The organism is Streptomyces sp. G7(2002), assembly GCF_028870195.1.
Classification (GTDB): Bacteria; Actinomycetota; Actinomycetes; order Streptomycetales; family Streptomycetaceae; genus Streptomyces; species Streptomyces nigrescens.
In genome coordinates, this window is the sequence record NZ_CP102609.1 from 9,213,381 (window position 1) to 9,238,162 (window position 24,782).

Below are 24,782 nucleotides of genomic sequence, written 5' to 3' on the forward strand. Positions count from 1 at the left end.
ATTTCACCATATCCAGGGAATGACGCGGCGGTGGGTCGCCGCATATTCGGAGTAGCCGGGAAGGGTGAGCAGTGTTCTCTCCTCCACGAGAATGCGCACGACGAGCGTCGGCAGCAGAATCATCAAGGCCGCCGCGCTGTAGGTGTTGAGGAAGAAGACCACGAAGGCGATATGAGCCAGCGCCATGCCGAAGTACGCCGGATGTCGAATCCACCGGTACGGTCCGGTCCGGACGATCTGGTGGTCGCTGAGCACACGCACCCGGTGCGAGTAGAAACGCCCGAGAGTGCGGATCGCTGACAGCCGCACGCCGACCGCCGCCGCGAAGACCACTGGGACCGCAAGCATCCACGGGTGATACGTCTGCTGGTCGGCCGATGGCAGACAGGCCGCGGCGACGGTGGCCGCGCGTGCGGCGGCGTACACGTAGATCGTGCCGCGGTCGGTGGCCGTCTCGGTCGACGTCGAACTGCGGACGGTCGTCCAGGTCTCCAGCAGCAGCCACAGCAGGTGGAGCCCGGCGAGCAGCGTTGCCACCCGCTGCCACGGGTCGGAGAAGTCGAGCGCCCCACGGACCAGCGCCGTTGCGGTCGCCGCCACGCAGACGGCGAGCACGAACAGCGGAAACTTGCGCAGAACCCACACCATAAGCACCTCCACAAAACAGCCCGCAGGCAACGAGGGGCCCGCGCCGAGCTGGTGTCGCCCGTCGCTGACAACCCGTGATCAGGACGCGGCCGGCCGGCTGAGGACCATGCGCGCCGCGCCCTCCTCCTAGAGTTCGGCCAGGGCGCGTGTCGTCTCGCGGATGCGCTCCGCCTCGATCCGGTCGGCCCGCTCTTCCTCCATCACCACCATGTCCATGGAGCCCGACGCGGCGACGACGCCCGCCTGCACCAGGTCGCAGCGGCCCCGGAACCGCAGCCGGTTCGGCCCCTTCTGGCTGACCTCCTGCACGGAGTACTCCAGCTGGGCCGGCAGCGGGAGCAGGAACTTGTGGAACGTCGTCTGGAGAGAATTGAGGATGAACCGGCGAGCCCTCCCGGACGGGGTCAGCAGATACCGCTCCCCAACGGCGAGCGAGATCTGCCGCACCGCCTCGGTTATCACCATCGCGGTCACATGGGAACCAGTGGTGTGGTCGAGGACCATCTCCTGCCGGTCCGAAATGCGCAGAGTCGCCTTGAAGAGGTCGTCCTCGACTTTCCGCAACCCGGCGATGAGGACGTTCTCCGGCTTACGCTTGTGCACCTCGGAATGGTAGAGAAGTTCCGGTAGGGGAATGTCCTTGAGTATCGACTCCGGTAAGCCATGCTGGCGCAGCTCGCTACGGACGATTTCCCTTTCGTAATCCTCGATGCCCTGTCCCGGGATGATGACCGGGAAAGGCTCGGAAATCAGTTCCCCCTTGAGGGACGCCGTAAACTCGGACAAGGAAACCAGGTCGACCGAGTTCGACCTGGTGGCCAAATTGTCGCCGACGACGAACACGACCTTTTCGGGCATGACTCCACTTCCTTCATTGAACCCAGGAGACACTTAACGTCCGATTCTTCCTGCCCACCTTGTCGTCCGCTGGACGTTAGGGTTGCGATTTACATGAGGCGTGGCGAGCTGGGCATCGATCGCAGAGAACGCGTCGAGGCCGGTGACGTCACAGACGTGCTCGATCTGGATTTTCCCGCTGTCCAGGTCACGTCGGCGGCGGGTGACTTTGATTGCCCAATCCTTGCTGTAGGGCGGGGCAGGGACTGCGCACTCTCCGACTCGAATCACCTGATCGTGTACACGATCCGTGACGTGGACTTCTCGATGACTTCTCCCGCTGATGATCGAAGCGCGACTGGGCCGTCCGAAGACGTCTTCTGTGTCTGTGTCCTTCGGCATGCCCGGCCGCATGCACTGTCCGCTCAAGAGAAACGGCTCATCGTGCATTTGACTCCGCACGAGCAGGAGCGCCTGCTGATCCATGTGGCGGCTGACGTGGCGCAGCGGCGCCGTGGCAGTGGCCTGCTCCTCAATTACCCCGAGGTGATGGCCCTGTTGACCGTGCACGTCTTTGAGCAGGCGCGTGCCGGCAAGACGGTCAGCGACATCATGGACTCGGGCCGGCAGTTGTTGAGCCGGGGCGAGGTGATGGACGGCGTTCCAGAGATGATCAAGAACGTTCAGGTGGAGGCCACGTTCCCGGACGGCACCAAGCTGGTCACCATCCACGATCCCTTCCCGGAAGCCGCGGAGGAACCCGAGGTCTACCCGGGCAAGGTCGAGCACCCCCGGCCGCCCCGCAAGCCGGGCTGCCCGGTCGACTGCGACGGCGGCAGCGGCGACGACTCGTCCCCGTGCTGCGACAAGTGCCGAGAGGCGGAGGCGGTGTCTTGGTACAAGGCGATCGAGTTCAACGCAGACCTGCAGGAAGACGCCACCACGCTGCCGGGTGAGGGCAGGACGAGGATCAGGGTGAAGAACATGTCGGACCGACCCATCCAGGTCGGTTCCCACTATCACTTCGCCGAGGTCAACCCGGGGCTGAAGGTCCTCAAGGTCGAGGTCCCTTCCGGTCCGGAGCTGGAGCCGCCCGAGGAGCTCAAAAACTGCGAGGCGGCGCGGATGCGGCGGCTGAACATTGCCGCGGGTACGTCCGTGCGCTTCGAGCCGGGTGACGAGTGCTGCGTCGAGTTGGTGGAGATCCGGGGAGACCGACAGGTCAAGGGACTGCGCGAGGAGACGTACCAGTGAGCAACAACCGGACCACCCCGTCGAACAGCAGGTCGGCGAGCTCACCGGGGAACCCGGCGTCGAGCAACCTGCTGAAGCGGGCCGAGTACGCCACTCTGTACGGGCCCACCACCAAGGACCGCGTCCGCCTGGCCGACACCGCTCTGACCGTCGAGGTCGAGGCCGACTGGAGCGGCGGTCCGAAGCACAGCGGCAACGAGATGATCTTCGGCGGCGGCAAGGTGATCCGCGAGTCGATGGGAATGTCCCACATCCCCAGAGACGGGGATGCCGAAGGCCGCAAGCCCGTGGACACGGTCATCACAGGTGCGCTGATCCTCGACTGGTGGGGGGTCGTCAAGGCAGACGTGGGTATCCGCGGCGGTGAGATCGCCGCCATCGGCAAGGCGTACAACCCCGAGACGATGGACCCGATCCCGGACGACGAGTTCGAGATGCCGGACCGTACATCCCCGAGCGACAAGCTGCCGGTGCAGCCGACGAACTTCGTGGTGGGTCCGAGCACCGAGGTCATTTCCGGCAACGGGCGGATCCTCACCGCGGGCGGCGTGGACACCCACGTGCACTTCATCTGCCCGGAACAGATCCACGAGGCCCTGGCTTCGGGGGTGACCACGCTCATCGGCGGCGGCACCGGCCCCGCTGAGGGCAGCACGGCCACCACGGTGACCCCGGGCGAATGGCACATCACCCGGGTCTTCGAGAGCCTGGACGCGTACCCGGTCAACATCGGCCTGCTCGGCAAGGGCAGCACGGTGAACACCGACGCCCTCAACGAACAGGTCGACGCAGGAGTCATCGGCTTCAAGGTCCACGAGGACTGGGGAGCCACGCCCGCCGTGATCAACGCGGCACTGGACGTCTGCGAGAGCCGTCAGGTCCAACTTGCCCTGCACGCCGACTCGCTGAACGAATCCGGTTTCCTGGACAGCACCCGCGACGCCTTCACAAAGGACGGTAAGAAGCGCCCGGTCCACATCTTCCACGTCGAGGGCGCCGGCGGTGGCCACGCCCCGGACATGATCGAGCTGGTCAAAGAGGAGAACGTGCTGCCCGCTTCGACCAACCCGACCCGCCCCCTGACGGTGAACACCGTCAAGGAGCATGTCGACATGATGGTGGTCTGCCACCACCTCAACCCGGATATTCCAGCGGACATGGCCTTCGCCGACTCCCGCATCCGGCCGTCCACCATGGCCGCTGAGGACCTCCTCCACGACATGGGCGCCATTTCGATGATGTCCTCCGACGCCCAGGCGATGGGACGCATCGGCGAGATGATCATGCGCACCTGGCAGACCGCGCACGTCATGAAATCCCGCTACGGCCCACTGAAGGAGGACCTCGAGAGCGCGAAGGTCCGCCCGATCGCTGACGACACCGACCACTCGCACAACGCGGACAGGCTGACCCCGAACGACAACTACCGGGCGCGCCGCTATGTCGCCAAGTACACGATCAACCCGGCCATCACGCACGGCATCGACGGTCACGTCGGTTCCGTGGAGACCGGGAAGCTCGCCGACCTGGTGCTCTGGGAGCCGAAGTTCTTCGGCGTCAAGATGCACATGGTCCTCAAGGGCGGGCAGCTCGCGTATGCGCAGGTGGGCGACGCCAACGCGTCGATCACGACACCGCAGCCCTTCCTGCCGCGGGCGGTCTGGGGCTCCACCGGCCGATCCTCCCTGAGCAATTCGTACAACTTCGTGGCACCGGGCGTGGCCGACGCGTTGAACTCGCGAGTCGTCACCGTCCAGGACAGCAGCGGGAACGTCACCGAGATGAAGATCGGTGGGCTCGGCCTCGCCAAGAAGTTCGTGGACATCTCGACGAGTATCCGGGATGTCACCAAGGCCGATATGAAGCTGAACGACACGGTGCCGGAGAGTCTCAAGGTCGACCACAACAGCTTCGAGGTCACCATCGGCGGTGCGACCACAGGGGACGCCCGCACGGAACTCAACGGAGTGACCGTACCGCGCACCTATGTCAGTGAAGTTCCCATGGCCCAGAGGTACTTCCTCTTCTGACCGGCCCTTGCCCGGCCGACGACGCCGTCACCGCGGTCGTGGTCCTGGCAGGCACCTGTGCCCGCCAGGACCACGGCACACCTTCCGACCCTGCGAAAGGCAGCCGCTCGCCCATGAGCCGTGCCGCACTGCTCCTGCTGGCCGACGGCCGCTTCCCCGCCGGCGGGCACGCCCACTCCGGCGGCGTCGAAGCCGCGGTCGCCCACAAAGCCGTACACGACATCGACAGCCTCGAAGCCTTCTGCCGCGGGCGCCTGCACACCACCGGTCTGACCACGGCCGGCCTGGCTGCCGCGGCCGCCGCCGGATGCGATCCGCTGCTGCTGGACGATGCCGCCGACGCACGCACCCCCGTCCCCGCACTGCGCGCGGTGGCCCGCAGGCTCGGCCGGCAGATGATGCGCGCGGCACGCGCCACCTTCCCGTCCGCCGAACTCGACCGCCTGGCCGCCGAGCGACCCCAGGGTGCCCATCAGCCCATCGTCCAGGGTCTCGCCGCCCGGGCCGCCGGGCTCACCCCGCAGGACGCCGCCTGTGCCGCAGCCTACGAGAGCACCGGCGGCCCGGCCACCGCGGCGGTGCGCCTGCTCAGCCTCGATCCGCTCGACGCCTCGCGGCTGCTGGCACGCCTCAGCGCGGAGATCGACACCGTCGCCGCATCCGCCGCCGACGCGGCGGCCCGCGTGGCGACCGAGGGCCTTGACGCCCTGCCGTCGGCGTCCTCCCCGCTGCTGGACATCACGGGAGAGCAGCACGCCGCCTGGACCGTGCGGCTCTTCGCCTCCTGAACCCACCCCTGCCTCCTGGAGTTCCCATGCACCTCGATCACCCCGTGACCATGCCCCACCGCCACACCTACAGCGCCGAGCCGCAGCGCACGGACGGCAGCCTCCGCGCCTTCCGCGTCGGCCTGGGCGGCCCCGTCGGTTCCGGCAAGACCGCCAGTGTCGCCGCACTCTGCCGCACCCTGCGCGACGAACTCTCCCTCGCCGTCGTCACCAACGACATCTACACCCGCGAGGACGCCGAGTTCCTGCTGCGCGAGGCCGTGCTGCCGCCCGAGCGGATCACCGCGGTGGAGACCGGAGCTTGCCCGCACACCGCGATCCGGGACGACATCTCCGCCAACCTGGAGGCCGTCGAGCACTTCGACGAGACCCTTGACCCCCTCGATCTCGTGCTCATCGAGTCCGGTGGCGACAACCTCACCGCCACCTTCTCCAAGGGCCTCGTCGATGCGCAGATCTTCGTCATCGACGTCTCCAGCGGCGACGACATCCCTCGCAAGGGAGGCCCCGGCATCACCACCGCCGACCTCCTCGTCGTCAACAAGACCGACCTTGCTCCGCACGTCGGTGCCGACCTCGGGACCATGGCCGCCGACGCCAAACGGCAACGTGGCGACCGTCCCGTCGTCTTCACCAGCCTGACCTCCGACGACGGCATCCGCGAGATCGCCGACTGGGTCACCGGGCACCTCACCCGGTGGCGCGCGAAGGCGTCGGCATGAACTCCGGCGCCCAACTCTCCGAACTCAGGTCCCGGTTCGATGCCGCCGGTCCCGCCGCCGGCACCGAGGAAACCTGCGGCCACCCGGACGGCGTGCGTGCCACCGCCCGCATCCGCGCCACGTACAACGGCCGCGTCACCACGCTTCCGCAACTGCGCAGCGACGGCCCGTTCCATCTACGACGCATGCGCACCAGCGGGAAGGCCGCCAGGGTGGGAATCATCGGCGCGATGAGCGCCCCGCTCGGCGGCGACCGACTCGCCCTCGACATCACCGCAGAAGACCGGGCCGAACTGGACGTCACCACGGCCGCCGCCACACTCGCCCTCCGCGGTCCCACCACCGCGCCGGCCACCTACGACGTACGGCTGACCGCCGGGGAGCACGCCCGTCTGCGCTGGCTGCCACAGCCGCTGATCAGCGCCGCCGACAGCAACCTGCAACAGACCTACACCGTCAGCCTCGCCGCCACCTCACGACTGCTGCTGCGCGAGGAGCAAATCCTGGGCAGAGCCAACGAGAAACCGGGCCACCTCGTCAGCCGCATCCGGGTCCACCAAGCCGGCCGCCCGCTGCTCGACCAACACACCGCCTACGGAGACCCAGCGCCCGGCTGGGACGGCCCCGCGGTCCTGGACGGACACCGCGCCGTCGGCCAACTCCTCGTCGTGGACCCAGAGCTGGACGTCACACGTGCCCCCACCCTGCTCCGCGAAGCGACCAAGGACGGCCGTGCGGTCCTCGCGCCGCTGGCCGGCGGCCCGGCCCTGCTCGCCACCGCCATCGCACCGACCTCCTCGGCCCTGCGGGAGCTACTCGACGAAGCACTCAGACACGCCCTCGGCGAGTAGTGCAGACGGTCCGCAGCCACTCGGTGGGCTGCGGACCACATCGCCGGCGGCGAGGGGGAGCGGCCTGGTCTCGGGCACGGCACCGACTCCGGCTTCGGCGCCCTCCGCGTAGGTATCTCGAAGACTGTGCACAACTTGGCTCCAGTGCCTGGGCTGTGGTCGCATGGTGGCGATGCCCTCCAACGAACCTTCCGCAGATTCCAAGGCGCGGGTACCGGCGAGCCGTGCTGCCCAGGACGACCCGGCTGGAGACACAACCGCAGCCAACGCAGGCACTGACAACACGAGCACCGTCGACGAGAAGGAGCACCCGCGGACCGAGCGCAAGCCGCGGCGGATCGTGCGGAGGACCGCGAAGGTGGTCGTCGCGCTGGCCGTCGTTCTTGCGTTTCTCGCGCTTGGGGACCGGTGGGCCGTGCTCTACGCGGAGAACCTGGCGGCGCAGCAGGTGCAGAAGGCGCTGAAGCTGCGTGCCGAGCCCGAGGTGCACATCGACAGCTTCCCGTTGATCGGGGAGGTGCTCGCGGGCAACATCGACCATGTCGAGGTCAACGTCCCCGATGTCGAAGCCGGGCCGGTCTCCGTCGCTCAGGTGAAGGGGACGGTGGACGACATCCGGATCGTCGGCAGCCTGCCGTCCTCGGTGAAGGGTGCGGTGCTGAGCCGGGTGCGCGGTGACGTCCTGCTGGACTTCAAGGACCTGAACCGCGAAGTCGGCGCGTCGCAGATCCACTTGATGCCCGGCCCCGAGAAGAACACCGTGCTGGCCGGCGGCGACGTGCCGGTGGGCGACAAGCAGGCCCAGATCCGGGGGCGTGCGCAGTTGCAGCGCACCGGGGACCGCGGCCTGCGCATGACCGTGCAGGACACGCGCGTGGTGGTGCCCGGCCTGCTCACGTACGTACCGGGAAAGGGCGGTGGCTTGCAGCTGACTGCACCCGTCGCCGACAAGATGGACAAGGGCGAGCTGCAACAGACGACCGGGAAGCACGTCCTTCCGCAGCAGATGATGAAGGGCCACGTGCTGGACACCCTCGTGGACCATCCGTCGCTGCTCAAGCCCACCGGCATCGATCCCTCGCTCATCCAGGGCCTGCAAAAGCTCCGGGAGCCGAAGGTCGCACAGAAGATGGAGTTCTCCGCTCAGCTGCCGGACAACCTGCCGGGCGACATTCGGCTGCGCGACATCTCCGTGACGAAGAACGGTATTCGGGCGCAGCTGACCGGCAAGGACGTACCGGTGGGCTAGCGAGTTCGTAAGGACGTACCGGTGGGCTAGCGAGTGCGCGCATGGCTGGCGGTAAGGCGTCGAGCTCCTGATCGTCGATCACGTGGTGTGGTGGGGGAACGCGTCTCGTGCAGCGACCATCAGCGACCGGAGGATCACGGGTCTGCCGGCCAGCGTGATCGCATCCAGCATGGTGCGGACCGTGCGGACCGTGCGGTCGGACGGCGAGGGCAGGGTGACGATCCGTTCGGCGAGCGGTGCAGCGGATGGGGGCAGGGCTATTTCCGGGTCGATCGACCAGCCCTCGCCTCGCCCGGCAGCCCCGCGGCGCCGCCGGGCTGCCATTACAGGTCGAGTTCGGCGACGATGGCAGCGTGGTCGGAAGCCTGGTCGCCGGGTCCGGTCACGGTGTCGAACGGGGTGCCGAACTCGAAGATCCCACGCCGCTCCACCTCGACCTTGTCCACCTTGGCGAACAGCTCCGGCGAGAACATCAGGTAGTCGATCTTGTCGCTGGGGTTCGTGCACTTCCCGTGGGTGCCGGGCGGTCCCTCGTAACTGTCGTGGGTCATCGCGTCCTTCAGGCCGGTGGCCTCGAGGAACATGAGCGGCGGGCTGCCCGGGGTGTCGTTGAGGTCCCCGGCGACTACGACATGGGCCGAGCGCTCGAGCGCGGCCTGGTAGAGCTGGGCGACGCGCTCGCCCTGGAGCTTGCGTTTGTCGCCGCCTCCGCCGCCGCGCTTGCTCTTGAAGTGGTTCCCGAGGAGCCAGAGCGGTTCGCCATCGATGTCGATCTCGAATTCCGGGCAGTCCCGGCTGAAGATGTCCCGGGAATTCTTCTTGTCGAAGATGTGCGAGCGTACGGAGGTGATCGGGTGCCGGCTGAACAGCCCCACGTCGATGCCGCGAATGTCGTTGCCGTCGATCAGCATGTTGAACGGATACGGTTCCGCTTCGAACTGGCCCGCCATCACCTGTTTGTTGAAGCGGTGCAGGGTGAGCCGGTCCTCGACTTCGACCGTCAGCAGTATGTCGGCGTTCACCTCGGCGATCACCCTGGCGGTGTTTTTGACGGCGTCCCAGCTGAGGTCGTCCTTGACCAGTTCGGCCCAGCCGACCCAGGCGGACCGTCCCGTGGCCTCGGCCCTGACCTCGATGTTCCTGCCCTCGCCCTGGAGCAGCCGGGCCCGTCCGCGCGGCTCGTTCATCAGGATCGTCTGGGTGGAGATTTCCTGGGAGACATCGACGCTGTGCTTCTTGAGAAGCTCGATGATCTTTGTTCTGTCGTTGGCCGTATACGTGTCGTGATCGAGGATTCCGACAAGTTTCCTGAAGTCCTCGAGCACGGCGTCGCGTATAGGGTCGTTTCCGCTACCGAAGACGATGGGCCTCCGGAAGAGGTTTTCGCAGTTGAAAGTGGCTATGCGGATGCTCATGGCCCCTCCTTGCACACTTCCGATTCTCCGGCGGCGGGCCATGGCTGTCGAACGGAGCAGGGCCGCTCCCGGGGCGGGGGAGCAGCCCTGGGGCGTCAGCAGCGGAGCGGGCCCTCACGACGGTAGTCCGCCGTCCCGTCGGGCGATGATCGCCGAAGGCGACATCCACCGATCCTTCTGACCCGGACATACGCGCTGCGGATGACGGCCGGACACAAGGCCCCGGGGGCGGCCCTCAGACCGCAGGCACAGGAGACTGCGCGGGTGAGCAACCCGTCGAACGGACACTGGGTTGGATCACGAAGGCCCGGCGCAACGTCCGCGACCACGAACGCCTCCCGCAGCACTCCGAAGCGCATCTGACCTGGGCACTCATCACCCTCATGACCCTCACTACCCTCATGACCCGCAGGCTCACCCGCCGCGGTCCACGCTAGGACTGGTCGAAGAAGCACTGACCCGCTTCGGCAGCCCCGCCTCAAAGACGGACCGGATCCCACGCTGAGCTCAACCACGGTGCGGGGAGCCGTCCCACCCGTTCACTCCTGTCTGCGGCGGAGACTGTTGATTCGGGCCAGCACGTACTCGACATGCGGTCGGACCTGGGACTTCAGCTCATCGCTCCACGTCTCGTCCTGGTAATGGCACGTGAGATACAGGTTCCTCGCGTGCTCCAGGACAGGGCGGTGCTGCGGGGGCAGAAGGGCGAGAGCCCAGTCGGCAGCGGCATCCTTCGGTTTGAGCTCGCCGGTGGCGAGAGTGGTCCACATGCGTGCGAGGGTCAGCAGGACATTGCGGGTGTCCGTATCCAGCTCGGCCAGGAGTTCGGGGACGCCCGCGACGCTCGCCTGGACGAGGTCGGAATGCGGCACCAGGTCGAGCACCTCGGCGGGCCGCGGGCCCGTCAGGGGGCGGTCACCCGCCAGGACCATTGTGATCACCAGGGCCAGGTCCGGCATCGGACCAGGCTGCGGAATCCCGCCCGCCACGAACTCCTCACGCAGCCACTCGCCAAAGAGGAAGTCCCCCGTCGGCGGGAACCTCCAGGGCCGGACCTCGGACTGGACAGCGACGAGGAGTTCGACCGGCCGGACTCCGGAGGTCAAGCCGGAGATCTGCAGGAGCCCCTCCAGCAGTGAATGCCGCTGACGGTCTCCCAGACTCCTGCGTGTCACGGCCAGGACGTCCAAGTCGCTGGCCGGGGCAAGGCCCCCGAGCACGGCAGACCCGTGCAGGTACATGCCGACAAGGTCGGGCCCCACCGTGTCGCGGACGAGTTCGACGGTCCGCCCAAGCTGATCCATCACGTCAGTGTCATACACGCCCATTCCGGCGGGGCGCGGGCGGGCCGGCAGCGACCACCCCAGCCCCTGAGCGGGACACACCGACCCACACGACCCACAGAGAGCCCCCTTACAGACCGCACGAGCAGCCTTTGCGCGGAATCCCGGCCGTGCACCGTCCCGAGAGCGGGGCGGGGCGGGGCGGGGCCGGAGGGACGGCCGTCCGCTGCCCCGACGACCGGGCCGTGGGGGAGAATAGTGTCGGACAACTGCTGGCACGGGTGGGGGTATTGGTGCGACCGCTGGCGAAGAACGATCCGCAGCAGATCGGTCCGTTCCGGATCATCGGGCTGCTCGGTGGCGGCGGTATGGGACGGGTCTATCTCGGCCGCGCGGCGGACGGGCGGCCGGTGGCGGTGAAGACCGCGCGCTCCGAACTCGCCGACGACCGGGGCTTCCGCGCTCGTTTCGCCCGTGAGGTATCCGCGGCCCAGCAGGTGGGCGGACCGTTCGTGGCGCCGGTGGTCGATGCCGCGCCACACGACGACGTGCCCTGGATGGCGACCGAGTACGTGCCGGGTGTCTCGCTCACCGATGCCGTGCACGACTGCGGGCCGCTGCCCGAGCACGCGGTGCGGCTGCTGACGGCCGGCCTGCTGCACGCCCTGACGGCGGTACACGCGCACGGGCTGGTGCACCGCGACCTCAAGCCGTCGAACATCCTGCTCACCGCCGAGGGCCCGCGCGTGATCGACTTCGGCATCGCGCACTCCGCCGCGGACACCGCCCTGACGACGACCGGCACCGCCCTCGGCACCCCGGGGTTCATGGCGCCCGAGCAACTCGTCATGACCGGCCCCAAGGTCACGGGCGCGGCGGACGTGTTCGCGCTGGGCGGGGTGATCGTGTACGCGGCGACGGGCGGCGGCCCCTACGGGAACGCCGATCCGCAGGTCCTCATGTACCGCACCGTGCACGAGGAGCCTCGGCTCGACGAACTCGCGGACTTCCTACGCGAGTTGGCAGCGACATGCCTGGCGAAGGATCCGGAGCGACGGCCCGCTCTGCCCGCTCTCATGGCAGGGGTGGGCGCACCGGGCCCCTACGGCGACTGGCTGCCGGAGCCCGTCGCCGTACAGCTGCGCAGTCTGTCCGCGCAGCTCAGCGACCCCAGGTCCCCGGACATGTTCGCGCCGCGGACCCCGGCCGAGGGGCCCGCCGACGTCCCCTACGACCGGCTGCCGACCCGTACGACGGCGGACGGCGCACCGCCCCCGCCGTCGTACGACGTGCCGCCGCCCGCAGGCACCCCCACGCCTCCGCAGCCCGCCACTGCGCCCCCGGGCCAGTACGGCCCAGCCCTCGCCACTCCGCCGCAGGAGCGCCACGGCCCCGCTTCGTCACCGGGGCCGCACGCCGTCCCGTCGGATTGGCCTCCTGGGCAGACCGGGTCCCCTGGCCGGCCCGAGTCCCCGGGGCCGAGCCGGCGCCGTGTGCTCGCCGCGCTGTCCGTCGTCGGGGTCGGAGTAGGTGGCGGGGCACTGGCCTGGGTGCTTCAGGCGGACGGCGGGGACGGCGGCAGCACGGGCGCCGGGGGCAAGCCCGGCGGCAGCGGGAAGCCGTCCGGCGACTCCAAGCCGGGCGGGAACCCTTCGGCCATCGGGACCCCGTCCAACCGGTTGCCGAAGGAGATACGCGATAAGGGCATCGTCACCATCGGCTCGGACATCGCCTACGAGCCCATGGAGTTCGTCAGGGACGGCAAGCCCGCCGGTCTCGATGTCGACCTCGCGAACGCCCTCTGCCGTGAGCTGGGCCTGCGCGTCAAGTTCGTGAACGCCGTCTTCGACACCCTCCTCACCGGCCTGCATGCGAACCGCTTCGACCTGGTCATGTCGGCGATGACCGACACCAAGGACCGTCAGGAAGGGCGCACGGACGGCACGAAGACCGGCAGCGGCGGCGTCGACCTGGTCGACTATTTCCAGTCCGGGCTGGTGCTCGTCGTCCGTAAGGGCAACCCGGAGGACATCAAGGCCCCCCGAGACCTGTCCGGCAGGAAGGTCGCCGTCCAGCGCGGCACGGTCGCCCGTGACCTCCTGGACCAGCTGAACCGGCAGGTCCCCCAGAAGTTGAAGATCCGGGAGTTCGACTCACCGGAGGACGTCTACGACGATGTCGCCAAGGGCCGGTCCACGGCCTGCCTCGACGACTTCCCTGTCGCGGCCCACAACGCCGCGACCCGCGCAGGCGGCACCGCCCTCGAACTCAGTGGTGAGCGGCTAGAACCCCTTCTCTACGGTGTAGCGGTCGCCAAGACGAACACGGCTCTGCGCGACGCCGTACGGGAAGCTCTCGACCGCCTCATCAGGAACGGCGAATACGCGAAGATCCTCAAGAAGTGGCACGTCGAGGACGGCGCGGTGGAGCGGGCGGTCGTCAACGAGGGCTCGTAGGGCAGCCGGGCGCCGCTCGGGGGGGGAGGAGGAGCGTAGTGGAGATGCGGCCGCCTGGAAGTGTTCAGCCGGCCCCTGACCTGGCAGCTAGTGCAGAGCGGTCGACACCTACGGTGTAACTGGCCTGCCCGGCCCGCCCCGGACAAAGGAGACACCCGTGCCCGACGTCGCCGTCCCCGCCGAGCGCCCTGCCGTTCTGCACTACACCGAGCACGGCCAGGGAAGCCCCGTGGTTCTGGTCCATGGTGCAGGAGGGAGCGGCGCCACCAGTTGGGGCAGCCTCCCCGAACACCTGGCCTCGCACCACCGGGTCCTCCTGGTCGACAATCCGGGTTCGGGCGGCAGCGCCCTGCCCGAGGGCCCCCTCCAGCTGGACACCCTCGCCGACAGCATTGCCCTGACAGCCGCACAGGCCGGACTCGAACGCTATGCGGTCGTCGGATACTCCATGGGCAGCGCCATCGCCGTACGTCATGCCGTCCGCCATCCTGGCGAGGTCACCGCGCTGGCCCTGCTGACCGGCTTCGCCCGCCCCGACACCCGGCTGCGTCTGGCCCTGCACAACTGGCAACAACTGATGGACGCCGAGCCCGCCTTGCTGGGCCGGTACCTCCTTCAGCTCTCCTGCGGCCCGGCCGCGCTCGACCAGTTGGACACCGCGGACCTCGACCGTCTGGCGAGGGAGACAGCTGCCGCTCTGCCGCCCGGCACGCGGCAGCACATCGACCTCGCCCTGCGCATCGACGTCCGGGCCGAACTACGAGAGCTCAGCGTCCCCACCCTCGTGATCGCCGCGGCCAACGACATCCTCGTCACCCCGGACCACTCCGCCGCTCTCGCACAGGGCATCACAGGAGCCCGTCTGACACAGGTGAGCTCCGGGCACGATGCGCCGACGGAGCAGCCGATGGCCGTCTCCAACCACCTCCGCAGCCTGCTGAACGGATAGGGAGGCGGGTCGGGCGCCTCACGGTTGCCGGACCGGACAGGTGACGAACGAGTGCCACTCCGACAAGGAGACGAGCCAGTACCTCGCCCAACACCCCTGGTGTCGAGGCGGGTTGACGCCAGGGAGCCACTCGGTCAGCCGGCCCCCTTGCTCCCTCGCCCCGGGAGCGCGTACGGAGGATGCGGCGGCACCGGCTCCACCGTGCCCGTAGGGCAGTAACCGGGCGGCGCGCCCTCCACTGCCCGGCGTCGGTGGATCGACGCCCTAGGCTGCCACCCGGCACCCGCCTCAACCCAGGAGCGCACATCATGTCCGACCACGCCCCGAAGCACCCGTATCCCGACGCCTTGCGACCCGACGAAGCACCTGCACCGCACGCACTGCTCACGCCGGTGATCGGGCTCCTGGGCACCTGGTTCGGCCGGGGCCGTGGCGGGTACCCCACGCTGGCCGAGGAGTTCACGTACGCGCAGGAGGTCACCTTCAGCCACGACGGGCGCCCCTTCCTCCACTACGAGGCGCGCGCCTGGCTGCTCGATGCGGACGACACCCCGCTGCGGCCGTCGGCCCGGGAGAGCGGCTGGTGGCGGCTACAGCCCGATGGGCGGGTGGAGGCATTGATCACCCAGCCCACCGGCATCGCGGAGATCTCGGTCGGCCGTGCCGGCGAGGGAGTGGTCGACCTCACCACCCATGAGGTGGCTCTCGCCCCCACCGCCAAGGAGGTCAACGCCACCCACCGCCGCTACACCCTGACCGACGAGGACACGCTCACCTTCGTCCACGATCTCGCGGCGGTCGGTCAGCCGTTGCAACACCACCTTTCGGCCCAACTGCGACGCGGGGCCGGCAGCTAGGTGGCGCCAGGGGGCACATGCGCTGTGAGGGCCTGCCGGTGTGGGTCTGTCGGTGTGGGGTTTCCGGGCCAGGTCTGTCGGTGCGGGTCTGCCTGCCGCGCTGGCATCGGCTGCGGGACGGGAATGATGCAGAGACCGCAGCCCCCTTCCCGTCAGCCGAGCCGCAATCGCATCGGCATCCGCATCCGTACGAGCCTTCCTGCGCGCCGGAGCTCTGTCGCCCCGCCCGCCGCCCCGCCCCCTGCCCCGCCGTGCAAGAAGACAGCAACGGTCGGCCCGGACAGGCTCCCGACGGCGGGGTTTCAGCTTCCAGAGGCCACGGCGGACGTCAACGTGCTTAGTAGCCGACGCCGTTCAGCTGCTCAGTCAGCATCGGCGGCTCCAAGCCAGCCGCAAGGGGGAGAAGGCGGGAATGGTCGCGAAGTACTTGGTCTCGCCGGGCGGTGGTCGTCGTGCTTACTCGGGCACGCTGCCCGCGATGGAGAATCTCGCCCCCAAGCTGCGTGGAGCCGGAGCCGGAGCCGATGCGGTAGCTGCTAGCTGCCCGCCCCTGAGGACCGTTTGCGACGGGTGTTCAGTAGGTGCCGGTGGCAAAGCTGTCGCCGGTCAGGGGTGGGCGGTGCAGGTCGGCCGATGCGGGCGCTGCATACCCTGTCCAGCTAGACGCGGTGGCCGGCGCCCGCGTGGCCGTAGGCGCCAGCGTTGCATTTCCTGACAGTCGGCCGGCACCGTCTCCTTTGCAATCAGGCTGGCCAGGTTATCCAGTCCGCCGCCAAAGACTCCAGCGACGACGCCTTCCGCGTCCGCGGCAGGGATTCCCGACGGCTGGAACTCGGCCTGCCACACGATCTCGCTCGTGGTCCAGCCGCTGGTGGTGCGTGCAGCTGCAGGTGTAGCGATAGTCGGGGCTGCCGGTGACGGTGAACCGGATCCTCCGGCGCAGGCAGCCGCCCGACCGCAGGGAACCGTCAGGGCTCGCACTCAATGCGTCCTTCTCTCGTGGTGGTGTGCTCGTGGCGTTGCCTGCGTGGCGGTATCGCGGGGCGCAGGGAGTCGCCAGGCCAGTGCGCTCTCCCCGTGGCCGGCGCTCACTCGCTGCGTGCCGTCGGGCTCAAGATCGAGCCGGTAGGCCTCCGGCTCGCCGGCGTCCCTCAGCGCAGGGCTGTCTGGTGGATCTCGGTCCAGATGTTTCGCGGGCCAGCGGGCATGACCGCCCATGCGCCGGAGCCGTCCGGGCTGGCAGCCATCCAGGAAGCGCAGTTTGGCGCGCCGATCACCAGCTTGTCGACGCCCCTGTGCTGCACCAAGCCCGAGTGCAACGCGTCCAGCGCGCGCCAGAAACCGCGGGCCTCCTCCGGTGGCGGCACTTCAGAAGACCGGAACCGTCGGACCTCCGCGCCGCCGTCGGTGCGCCGGGCCGCGATGCGCTCGCGGAACGCGGGGGAGAGGAAGATCTGCTTGCGGCCGTGCGCCGTCCGGTGGGCGAACTCCACCGCCCGCAGGTGCGAGGAGATCCGCCCGTCCGGGCCCCTGGAGACCACTGCCAGCGCGGGCCACGAAGGCGAGTCCGTCGTGATGTGCATCAACAGCACGCCCCCAGGCGCGAGTTGATCGACCAGCGCCTCTGGCACGGACGGGAGGACGAAGGAGACAAAGATCCGGTCGTACGGTGCGGCTTCCAGCCAGCCGGACTCTCCGTTGCCGCTCACCACAGCGGGCCGGAACCCGAGAGCGTCGATCCGCGCCTGGGCGGCGACCGCGACGTTCGGGTCCCGGTCCAGGGTGACTACCGTCGTGTCTCCGCAGACGTGACAGGCCACCGCCGCGGTCACCCCCGCACCGGTGCCGACATCGAGCACCCTCCGCCCGGACCGCAGGTCCAGCTCTTCCAGTACGGATGCGGTCAGGTCCATCTTGGTGGACATGGATGTGATCGCCCCGCCGGAACGGGCCCCGGCCGGCCCACCAAGGATTCCCCGTCGTGCTGAATCAGCACGCTCTCGCCGCCGTGCAGCACCGCGGGCAGCTCCTCACGGTGCAGCTCCTCACGGTGCAGTTCCTGGTTCCAGGTCTTGATCGCGTCGGGGGCAGGAGCGGGGCGACGGGGGGTGGAGGTATTCGTGCTCGACGAGGTAGAGCGCGGCGGTTCCGGCGTGGCCGGGGACGAGGCGGGTGAGGCGTTCGTGGATGTCATCGGGGGCGGCGTCCTCGGCGTCGAGGAGCCGTCGGGCGAGGATCTCGCGGTCCCACACGTCGACCCCGAAGACGGCAGGGTCACGTGCGGCGTGGAGGCCATGGCGGCTGCTGTGTAGGGGCCGACGCCCTTGATCTGTTGGAAGAGTTCGACGAGGTTGACAGCGGCTGCCAGGTCCTCGGGGTGGTGGTCGCGGAAGAATCAGCGTCGGCACCATGATCCGCGACGGCTAAGGTGGCCCGGACTCCTGCCATGCCCTGTACTGCGCACTGCCACGTCCGGAGTGCACCGAACCGGGATATCGACCCTGCCGACCGGCAACGAAGACGCCTACCCGCCCGCGCCCGGCGTGGCCACCGTCGATATCGGCCCACCCGGCATGCTGGGCTTCCACTGACGGGGCGCGAGCCGGACCGGCCTACTGCGGGAGCGGCGCGCGGTCCGGACGCTCCGCTCAGGGGCGGCCATGAGGTCGACGGCAGGCTGCGGCGTCGGCAGCTCCGGCACTTCGCTTCCCACAATCTTGGCAGCCACCAGTTGCTCCAGCGTGTGCCGGTATACGCCCTCCATCTGCTGCATCTCGACGCCGGTGAGTTCGGACAGGAGCAGCTGCGAGCTGCAGCTCCCTATCGGTGAAGGGTGCCGACGGGCCCAGGTCTCCGGGCTCGCGCACCTCGTCGCGCCACATCAGGGTCTGCAGCACGATCACTCCGTGTCGGGGGCGCAGCACCGCGAGTCTTTCGCGCTGGCGGAGGGCGATTTTGCAGAGGCCCACGTAGCCGGTGCGCGAGGGCCTCGGTCAGCAACACGTACGGGCGGTCCGCGGCCGCCCCGTCGGGCGCCGCGTAGTAGGCGCGGTCGTAAACAGGCGAACGGGAGCGTCCAGAGCACGCGCGATCATGCGTGACCTGCCACGATGCGGCACCTCTGGAGGCGGGTAGCGATCCCGGACGTCGTAGCAGAACTCGCTGTGCCGCCCCTGCCACCGAACGTGCCGACTGCCAGGGGCGGCGCCCGGCGGTGCCTCTGCTGGCATGAGGGATGCCCGGGACAGGGAATCCCGGGCACCGGCGCGCTTGGACGGACAGGAGGCGACGGTCGTCAGTAGCCGCCAAGGCCAATGATGATCACGTAACCACCAAGGCCGTAACCGTAGTCGTAGTAGTCGCCGTAACCACGACCATCGTCGTGGTAGTAGCCCCAGTCATGCCCGTCGTCGTGGCTGGAGTAGCTGACCGGTGCGTGTGTCGGGGTGGCGGACGCCGTCCCGGCTGTGGCAACCGCGGCGCCACCTGCCAGCAGGAGGCCTCCTGCGGTCAGAGCGATGGCTCGCGTCAAACGATTGGTGGACATAGGTCCACACCTTCTTCAGGCTAGGAATCTTGCGTCCCGCCACCTGACGATGAGTCTCCGCAGGGGACGGGAAGTTCGGGAGCTGCCCCTGGGTAAACCGACTCCTGACGGTCATGCCATGGACAGGGTCGGATATGTCGCCTAGGTACCTTTTACGTAGACCTTACACCTGCACCGGAGCGCGCCCAAAGGTGCGGTAGGGGGAATTGGGTGCATGGGGCAAGGAAATGCATGAAGGGTCGCGTCGAGCTGCCTCCAGCCGTTGCTCGCCCCGGCAGTGATGTACAGCGGGAGGCCGATCCGCAGCCCCGCGAGGTCGCGCACCACTGCCCGGTTATCCGCCGGCAAGGCGTATTCCTGCCTCCCGGCGTCTAGAGGGAGAAGAGCCCTGTCGTTTCGAGCAGCACGGTCGATGCGCGGAATACCTCGCGGGCGAGGGGAGGGCCCGGCGCTCGGCTGAGATGACGACATCGGGGCCGGGTTCGTCCTCCAAGTCGAATGCGTGATGGGCCTTCCAGCAACTGCTCGTTCTGCCCGGCCCATTCGCCGATCACAGAGTTGTATGACGGGAGTTCGCACCCATGACGATCGGATTGAGGTGGTAGCCGGCGCTCATCTCGGCCAGCCCGGGCCAGAAGCCCTAGTCGCCATCCAGCAGCCACAGTTTGTCGTCAGGGGTGAGCAGGCTCAGCAGGATCTCAGGCGTATCCGGCCGCGTTTGGGCAGGCCGAGGACATGCCTGCCCCTCTGCCCCCAATCGTGGTGCACCGGCCCAGCCCCTTCGGCGCCATTGGGTACGCGTCGCTGATGTGGACCTCGGTGTCGCCTACGGCGTAGTGGATCTGCTGGAAAACCTACCCCGCGCAGGAGTGGACGACCCTGAAGAAGTACGGCTGAACGACCCAGCGATCAAATGGCACGGGGGCGGACCCCACGTTTGGGGCACTGAAGCCGTCTGACCACGCCGCAAGCACGTATTGCCCCCTGGCTCCGCCGGGCGAACTGCAGTCCGTCGGTGCATCGCAGTCGTGACCGGTTCTGTCACACCGGGGAACATCCTCCTCTCCGTATCTGTCCGCCTGTCAGCAGGGGAGGGCGTCCGGTGGTCCTCGGCGGCGTTACGGCGACTGTGGCAGGGGCCCCTATCTCTTTGGTCAAGGGAAAAGGGGGGCGATGGGGGCGCGATCTGGGCAGCATGGCGGGGTGAGTGACCTGCTGTGGGATGACGTGAAGTGCTTCTTCGATCTGGACTTGATGGGGGCGTTGCCGGACGTGCGGGTCCCGAATGCCTCGGTGGAGGACTGGCAGGCGGTGCTGGATCTTGTCGTGGAGAAGGGCTGGAAGTTCCAGTACTCCGAGGGAGAGAGGGTGCTTCCGGTGCCCCCGGCGGGGGTTGTGCTGTCCCGCCCGGCGGATGCCGAGTGCCCGGACCTGCGGGTCTGGCTGACGGCCGATGTGTTGGCGATCTTCCGTTTCCTTGCCGACGATGAAGTCGACTTCGACGTCGACCTGCGGGAGTTGCAGGGCCAGGATCGACTTGATGTGTTCTGCGGCTTCCTTCGGGAGGTCGGGCGGCGGTTGGGCAAGCCGGTGCTGATGGACCCGGAGGGCGAGTACGGCCATCCGGTGCTCGGTTTCGACGTCGAGGCTGATCGAGTCGTTCTCCTTGCAGAACCGCAGGTCAGGTGACTGAGGCTGACGGCTGGGGCTCGTAGAAGGTGCCGTCGCGGAGCATCGCGAAGATGTCGTCGGACCTGCGTCTCGTGAGGCAGAGCAGGGCTCGGGTGTGGTGCTTGCCCTGGGCGATTTTCTTGTCGTAGTAGACCCAGGAGAACGGGTCACCGAGCGCCGCGAACGCCGATAGGAAGAAGGCCCGCTTGAGCTGCTTGTTTCCTCTCTGGGAAGGCTGTTCGCCGCGGATCGATGAGCCCGAACTCCGGGTCGCCGGGGCGAGACCCGCGTAGGCGGCCAGGTGGCCGGCGGTCGGGAAGGTGCTGCCGTCGCCGACCTCGATGCGACTGCGGGGTGGGGCGATGACGCCCAGAGCGCCGGCTACGAGGGCGGTCTCGGTCACGTAGGCCTCGCAGCCTGCGGCGTCCAGAGGGTGGGCGCCGTGGCGTTGGTGGGCGCGCAAGAAGCTCGCGGCACCGTGCGGATGGGACGCACGGGCGCGAACCACCGGGGCCCGGGACGGCCGTGGATATGTGCGCGGTTCGTCGGCGCTTCCGCTCGCGTGACCTGCTGAAACAGCGCTCCGCCCAGCCGCTTGTGAACTTTGGTCAGCGCGGTTGCCGCCCACTGCGCTCACCTCATTATCCCAAGGAGGGAGGTGAGGATCGACTCGGCATGTGTCCACAGCAGCGCGCCGCCGATCCCGGGTACGACACGGCGATGAGCACTGGGCATACGGGTAGCGAGCAGTGCTCCGTGATCGGGAGAGTGGCTGGTGTCCCGCTCGCCGTACCAGATGTCGACGGGGACATCGATCTTGTCCAGGACGAACGGCCACCGCCCCATGGCCAGGACCGTGTCGCGGGCGTAACCAGCCGCACCTTGAACAAAGCCCTCGTCCAAGGCCCTGCGGTAGGCAACCGCGAAATCGGGATCCTGATACACAGCAAGGTCGCACTCCGGACTCCCGGAGATGACCATGTCCCACATCGCATCCGCGCTGAAGCCCGCGAAGATCTCTTCGGCGCCGACCGGGTCGTCCTGAGTCCGCTCGACGAAGCCACGCAGATCCGCCGCCAGAGCGGAAGCGAACTCCGGCGCGGCAACCTCATCCGCGCCAGAGACGACAGCCAGTGCGGAAGCGACGCCCTCCTCAGCACAGGCGAGAGCGAACGGCGCACCTTGCGAGTTCCCGATGACAGCAGGGCGCTCCAGCCCTCGCAGCACACGGAGTTGACGAATATCACCAGCGAAGTCGGAGAAGGTCCGGCCGGGTGCAGGTGTTGAGGCACCGAGCCCCGGGCGGTCCACCGAGACCAGACGCACTCCAAGCGCCTCAAGGACGCCTGCACCGAAACCGAGCCACCGGCTCGTAGCCGCACCCGGACACAGCAAAACGGGCACCCCGTCCAGCGGCCCCCACTCGGCCCACCCAAGCAACCGTCCATCAGAAAGACGACTCTCACCGAGCCGGACAGGATCGTCGACGTACACAGTCATGATCCACATCATGGCCATGGAGCAGGACGTATCGCACTCGACTTTCACCGTAGCCCCGTACAAGGCGAACGTTGCCTGATGCAGCAGTCCAGCCTGCACCCGGCAGCTGCTCGGCCGTGCTGCGCAGCTCCGTGGCCTGCTCACCGCCGGGCGAACGGTCCTGCGGCGATCCCTCGCCCGGGCACGGTTCGACCGGTCGGCGGCGAGGGCCCGGGGCTGCTCGAAGGCCACCCCGGGAACGGGTTGTGCGGACGCTAGCGTCCGGTGTAGGTGAACTCGTCGGCCGGGCTGGTGGGAGAGGTGGCCTTGCCGACCGTCACGGTGATGTTCACCGTCTGGTGGACGTCGAGCTGATCGGGCGCGGTTGCGGTGATCTGGTTGGTGGAAATGAACCTGACCGAACCGGATGCCTTGTCCTTGAAGTGCACGGTGGCGCCATTGGCGAAGCCCGAGCCGCCGATGGTGACCGGGGTGCCGACCTTTCCGCTGGTCGGGCTGACCGCACTGACCACCACAGGTGCGGGTCCGCCATAGGCGAACTGCGCCATCGCGACGGCCGGGGAGGTGCCGAGGGTGTTGGTGACGCGGACGTGGACGACGCCGGTTCCGTTGGGGACCTTGGCGGTGATCTTGAGGCCGGAGGAGTCGATGGTGGGCCGCTCGGTGCAGGCGAAGTGGCCGAAGTCGACCATGCTGTCCTGACTGAAACCGTTGCCGTTGATGGTCACCGTGGCGCCTGCCGCACCGAAGGTGGGGGTCACGTCGGTCACCACCGGCGGGGAAGGGACGGGAGGTGCCCCCACCAGGTCCAGGTAGGTGGAGTTGGCGTGTTGGAAGGCGACCTGGCCGAGGAAGTCCTGGGTGGTCTTGTTGACCAGGTTCTTGGCGAGGCTCGTGTATCCGGTGTTCATCGGGCGGAGCGTGCCGGGCTGGACGTAGACGTTGCCCTTGGTGCGCTTGGAGATCGTCCCGATGAGCAGCTTCACTTCGTCGGTCGCCTGCGGTCCCGGGCTCGGGTACCAGCCGGCGGTGGTGTCGAGATCGGCCCACGCGTGCGGTACCAGGTCGTAGGCGTTGTTCTGGCGCTCGTCGATGACCCACGGCACGGAGTTGAAGTAGTCGACGAAGCTCTGCACGCCGGCGGTGGGAGCGGCATAGGTGATCACCGCGAACTTCGGCTGTTTCGGCCACGTCTGTGCCTGCAGGTACGGCGCGAGCATGGTGGCGATGCAACCGCCCAGGCTGTGACCGGTCAGATAGACGGTCGGCTGCGGCGAGGAGGGCGCCGCCTTGAGCGCGACGGAGAGCGCCTGAGCGAGCGTGGCGTTCGGGGAGGGAGAGGCGATCGAGCGGGCGTTGACCACTCGTGTGAACGCGTCCTTTGCCCCCTTGGATACGGCGATGGGCTTCGGCGATCCGCTTTCGGGGAACGGGACGACCGTGCCGACGTCGAGGTCCTCAAGGATGTCGGTCAGATCGGCGTCCGTTCCGCGAGCGACCACGGCGAACTCGTTCGAGCCGTTGGTGCTCTGTGCGATATAGGCCATATTGGCGTTGGCCGGGCTCAGGGCGAGCCACACCAGCTTCCACGCGCCCTGCGTCGCAAGACGGGGATCGCTCAGTTGCGCGTTGATGCCGGTGATGATTCGTTTGGTCTGCTGTTCCAGGGTTTCCCCGGACGGACGCGGGGTGGCCCCGGTGGCTGCAAAGGCAGCCAGGGTCATGGTCACCTGGGCGATTGTCGGATCGGGTGCCATCGTCGTTCCTGCTCCTCGGATGTTTTGCCGGTGCGGAGGCGGGACGGCCTTTCGGCAGCATCAGGGCAGCTCTGTGCCGAACCGACCGCCAAGTGGATCGCACACCATCAGACCTCCCCTCTGCGTTGGCCGGTGCTATTCCTGCCTTCAGCTTGACCAGGTTCACCTTGTTGGCCGTTCGCCATACGTGTGTGCGGTTCGCCGAGCCAGGTGCGCAGTGCGGTCGCCAGAGCTGCGGTGTCCGTGGGCAGGCCCGGGGCGGAGGCCCGGGTGACGATGCCGTCGGGGCGGAGGCGCGTTGGCCGCCGCTCGACGCCAGGAGTGGCGGACTGGGGTGAGGTCCTGGGTCAGTCCCACCAGAGCACGATGAGAAGGTGTCTTTGGGATGCGCCGAGGTAGAACTCACGCAGGGCATTGAAGTGCTTCAGGAGGTACTTCCTCGGGTCTCCGACGATCTTGTCAGCTCCGTAACCGATTAAGGAAGCGGCTTGTGTGTCGTCGGCCGGCAGGGCGGCCAGCATGGCCGGCATGTTCATTTGCACCAGCAGTTCGGAGACGCGGGCGGTTTGAGCTGCGGAAAGGGCCGTGGGAGCAGGCCCGAAGGGGCCGATGGCATGCGGGTGCGTGTTGAGGAAGCCCAGGTCGATCGCCGAGTCACCGTCGATGGCCTGCCGTAGGGCGTCCAGGCGGACGTCGTCAAGACCCGCCAGTTCGCAGACCCGTTCCAGCAAGATTGGCGCCCAGTCCAGGTCCAAGACGTCCGCCGGCTGTGGATCCCAGCGAGGATTTCCATCCGGCGATTCGCCGGCTGACCTGCGGCAGTCGGCGAGATACTTCACCGAGATGCGGGCAAGTTGCTGAGTGACGGCCATGACGGCAGTATCCCGACGACGTCCAGCGGTTTTACATACCTCGTCGCCCAGACCGGTGCACAGTTGCTGCAGCGCCGTCGCCGCGGAGCGCTGCGC

Annotated in this window: 21 protein-coding genes and 3 pseudogenes; 12 read left to right on the forward strand and 12 right to left on the reverse strand. The window is 68.2% G+C overall.

Annotated features, from left to right (window positions below):
* Positions 1 to 3: 3 nt before the first annotated feature.
* On the reverse strand, positions 4 to 648 hold the full coding sequence (locus tag NUT86_RS39745) for a methyltransferase family protein (RefSeq protein WP_018093173.1): 645 nt from the start codon (positions 646 to 648) through the stop codon (positions 4 to 6).
* A gap of 126 nt (positions 649 to 774) precedes the next feature.
* A complete protein-coding gene (locus tag NUT86_RS39750; RefSeq protein ID WP_018093172.1) occupies positions 775 to 1,506 on the reverse strand; it encodes an AfsA-related hotdog domain-containing protein in 732 nt (243 codons plus the stop codon).
* Between the two features lie 423 nt (positions 1,507 to 1,929).
* Here NUT86_RS39750 and NUT86_RS39755 point away from each other — a divergent pair.
* The 7 genes and pseudogenes from NUT86_RS39755 to NUT86_RS39785 all read left to right on the forward strand — a co-directional run.
* Positions 1,930 to 2,223, forward strand: a pseudogene (locus NUT86_RS39755) (urease subunit gamma); the annotation flags it as partial.
* 210 nt (positions 2,224 to 2,433) lie between these two features.
* A pseudogene (locus tag NUT86_RS39760) lies at positions 2,434 to 2,739 on the forward strand (urease subunit beta); the annotation flags it as partial.
* Positions 2,740 to 2,807: 68 nt separating this feature from the next.
* Positions 2,808 to 4,769 carry an urease subunit alpha gene (gene ureC, locus NUT86_RS39765; protein ID WP_274740761.1) on the forward strand — a complete coding sequence of 654 codons (1,962 nt, stop codon included), beginning with the start codon at positions 2,808 to 2,810 and terminating at the stop codon, positions 4,767 to 4,769.
* A 113-nt stretch (positions 4,770 to 4,882) separates the two neighbouring features.
* Entirely contained in the window at positions 4,883 to 5,557 is a 675-nt protein-coding gene (locus NUT86_RS39770; protein ID WP_266447182.1) for an urease accessory protein UreF, read from the forward strand.
* 26 nt (positions 5,558 to 5,583) lie between these two features.
* Positions 5,584 to 6,279: an urease accessory protein UreG gene (ureG, locus tag NUT86_RS39775; RefSeq protein ID WP_159483568.1), complete on the forward strand. Its 696-nt coding sequence runs from the start codon at positions 5,584 to 5,586 to the stop codon at positions 6,277 to 6,279.
* Positions 6,276 to 7,130, forward strand: a complete 855-nt coding sequence (locus tag NUT86_RS39780; protein ID WP_274740233.1) for an urease accessory protein UreD — start codon at positions 6,276 to 6,278, stop codon at positions 7,128 to 7,130. Before ureG ends, NUT86_RS39780 begins: the two co-directional genes overlap by 4 nt.
* A gap of 172 nt (positions 7,131 to 7,302) precedes the next feature.
* The gene (locus tag NUT86_RS39785) at positions 7,303 to 8,379 is read left to right on the forward strand and encodes an LmeA family phospholipid-binding protein (protein ID WP_274740235.1); all 1,077 of its coding nucleotides are present in this window, start codon (positions 7,303 to 7,305) and stop codon (positions 8,377 to 8,379) included.
* Between the two features lie 78 nt (positions 8,380 to 8,457).
* On the opposite strand, the gene NUT86_RS39790 is transcribed toward NUT86_RS39785, so the two are convergent.
* The 3 genes from NUT86_RS39790 to NUT86_RS39800 all read right to left on the reverse strand — a co-directional run bounded on the left by NUT86_RS39790 (position 8,458) and on the right by NUT86_RS39800 (position 11,098).
* A complete protein-coding gene (locus tag NUT86_RS39790) occupies positions 8,458 to 8,703 on the reverse strand; it encodes a hypothetical protein (protein WP_274740237.1) in 246 nt (81 codons plus the stop codon).
* Positions 8,703 to 9,794, reverse strand: coding sequence for an endonuclease/exonuclease/phosphatase family protein (locus tag NUT86_RS39795; RefSeq protein ID WP_274740239.1), 1,092 nt, complete (start codon positions 9,792 to 9,794; stop codon positions 8,703 to 8,705). Before NUT86_RS39795 ends, NUT86_RS39790 begins: the two co-directional genes overlap by 1 nt.
* Before the next feature lie 539 nt (positions 9,795 to 10,333).
* Positions 10,334 to 11,098, reverse strand: coding sequence for an aminoglycoside adenylyltransferase domain-containing protein (locus NUT86_RS39800; protein ID WP_274740241.1), 765 nt, complete (start codon positions 11,096 to 11,098; stop codon positions 10,334 to 10,336).
* Between the two features lie 224 nt (positions 11,099 to 11,322).
* On the opposite strand from NUT86_RS39800, the gene NUT86_RS39805 reads away from it, so the two are divergent.
* The 3 genes from NUT86_RS39805 (at position 11,323) to NUT86_RS39815 (ending at position 15,339) form a co-directional block, all read left to right on the forward strand.
* Complete coding sequence (locus NUT86_RS39805; RefSeq protein WP_274740242.1) at positions 11,323 to 13,533, forward strand: bifunctional serine/threonine-protein kinase/transporter substrate-binding domain-containing protein; 2,211 nt, start codon at positions 11,323 to 11,325, stop codon at positions 13,531 to 13,533.
* 157 nt (positions 13,534 to 13,690) lie between these two features.
* Entirely contained in the window at positions 13,691 to 14,482 is a 792-nt protein-coding gene (locus tag NUT86_RS39810; protein WP_274740243.1) for an alpha/beta fold hydrolase, read from the forward strand.
* A 308-nt stretch (positions 14,483 to 14,790) separates the two neighbouring features.
* The gene (locus NUT86_RS39815; protein WP_274740245.1) at positions 14,791 to 15,339 is read left to right on the forward strand and encodes an FABP family protein; all 549 of its coding nucleotides are present in this window, start codon (positions 14,791 to 14,793) and stop codon (positions 15,337 to 15,339) included.
* A gap of 1,151 nt (positions 15,340 to 16,490) precedes the next feature.
* Here the strand turns inward: NUT86_RS39815 and NUT86_RS39820 are convergent.
* Complete coding sequence (locus tag NUT86_RS39820) at positions 16,491 to 17,264, reverse strand: protein-L-isoaspartate O-methyltransferase family protein (RefSeq protein WP_274740246.1); 774 nt, start codon at positions 17,262 to 17,264, stop codon at positions 16,491 to 16,493.
* Positions 17,265 to 17,459: 195 nt separating this feature from the next.
* Between NUT86_RS39820 and NUT86_RS39825 the strand changes: the two genes are divergently transcribed.
* Positions 17,460 to 17,651: a hypothetical protein gene (locus NUT86_RS39825; RefSeq protein ID WP_274740247.1), complete on the forward strand. Its 192-nt coding sequence runs from the start codon at positions 17,460 to 17,462 to the stop codon at positions 17,649 to 17,651.
* A 336-nt stretch (positions 17,652 to 17,987) separates the two neighbouring features.
* On the opposite strand, the gene NUT86_RS40775 is transcribed toward NUT86_RS39825, so the two are convergent.
* Both NUT86_RS40775 and NUT86_RS39830 read right to left on the reverse strand, forming a co-directional pair.
* A complete protein-coding gene (locus tag NUT86_RS40775) occupies positions 17,988 to 18,308 on the reverse strand; it encodes a Ku protein (protein ID WP_381682183.1) in 321 nt (106 codons plus the stop codon).
* A gap of 326 nt (positions 18,309 to 18,634) precedes the next feature.
* Positions 18,635 to 18,886 (reverse strand): hypothetical protein, encoded by a 252-nt coding sequence (locus NUT86_RS39830; RefSeq protein WP_274740248.1) that lies wholly within the window; start codon positions 18,884 to 18,886, stop codon positions 18,635 to 18,637.
* A 1,173-nt stretch (positions 18,887 to 20,059) separates the two neighbouring features.
* Here NUT86_RS39830 and NUT86_RS39835 point away from each other — a divergent pair.
* Positions 20,060 to 20,575 carry a hypothetical protein gene (locus NUT86_RS39835; RefSeq protein ID WP_274740250.1) on the forward strand — a complete coding sequence of 172 codons (516 nt, stop codon included), beginning with the start codon at positions 20,060 to 20,062 and terminating at the stop codon, positions 20,573 to 20,575.
* Here NUT86_RS39835 and NUT86_RS39840 read toward each other — a convergent pair.
* The 4 genes and pseudogenes from NUT86_RS39840 to NUT86_RS39860 all read right to left on the reverse strand — a co-directional run.
* Positions 20,568 to 20,870 (reverse strand): annotated as a pseudogene (locus NUT86_RS39840) (transposase); the annotation flags it as partial. The gene NUT86_RS39835 and the pseudogene NUT86_RS39840 overlap by 8 nt on opposite strands.
* A 320-nt stretch (positions 20,871 to 21,190) precedes the next feature.
* Positions 21,191 to 22,057, reverse strand: a complete 867-nt coding sequence (locus NUT86_RS39850) for an alpha/beta fold hydrolase (RefSeq protein ID WP_274740252.1) — start codon at positions 22,055 to 22,057, stop codon at positions 21,191 to 21,193.
* A 254-nt stretch (positions 22,058 to 22,311) separates the two neighbouring features.
* The gene (locus NUT86_RS39855) at positions 22,312 to 23,781 is read right to left on the reverse strand and encodes an IPT/TIG domain-containing protein (RefSeq protein WP_274740762.1); all 1,470 of its coding nucleotides are present in this window, start codon (positions 23,779 to 23,781) and stop codon (positions 22,312 to 22,314) included.
* A gap of 380 nt (positions 23,782 to 24,161) precedes the next feature.
* Positions 24,162 to 24,686, reverse strand: a complete 525-nt coding sequence (locus tag NUT86_RS39860; RefSeq protein WP_274740254.1) for a DUF1877 domain-containing protein — start codon at positions 24,684 to 24,686, stop codon at positions 24,162 to 24,164.
* Between the last annotated feature and the right edge of the window lie 96 nt (positions 24,687 to 24,782).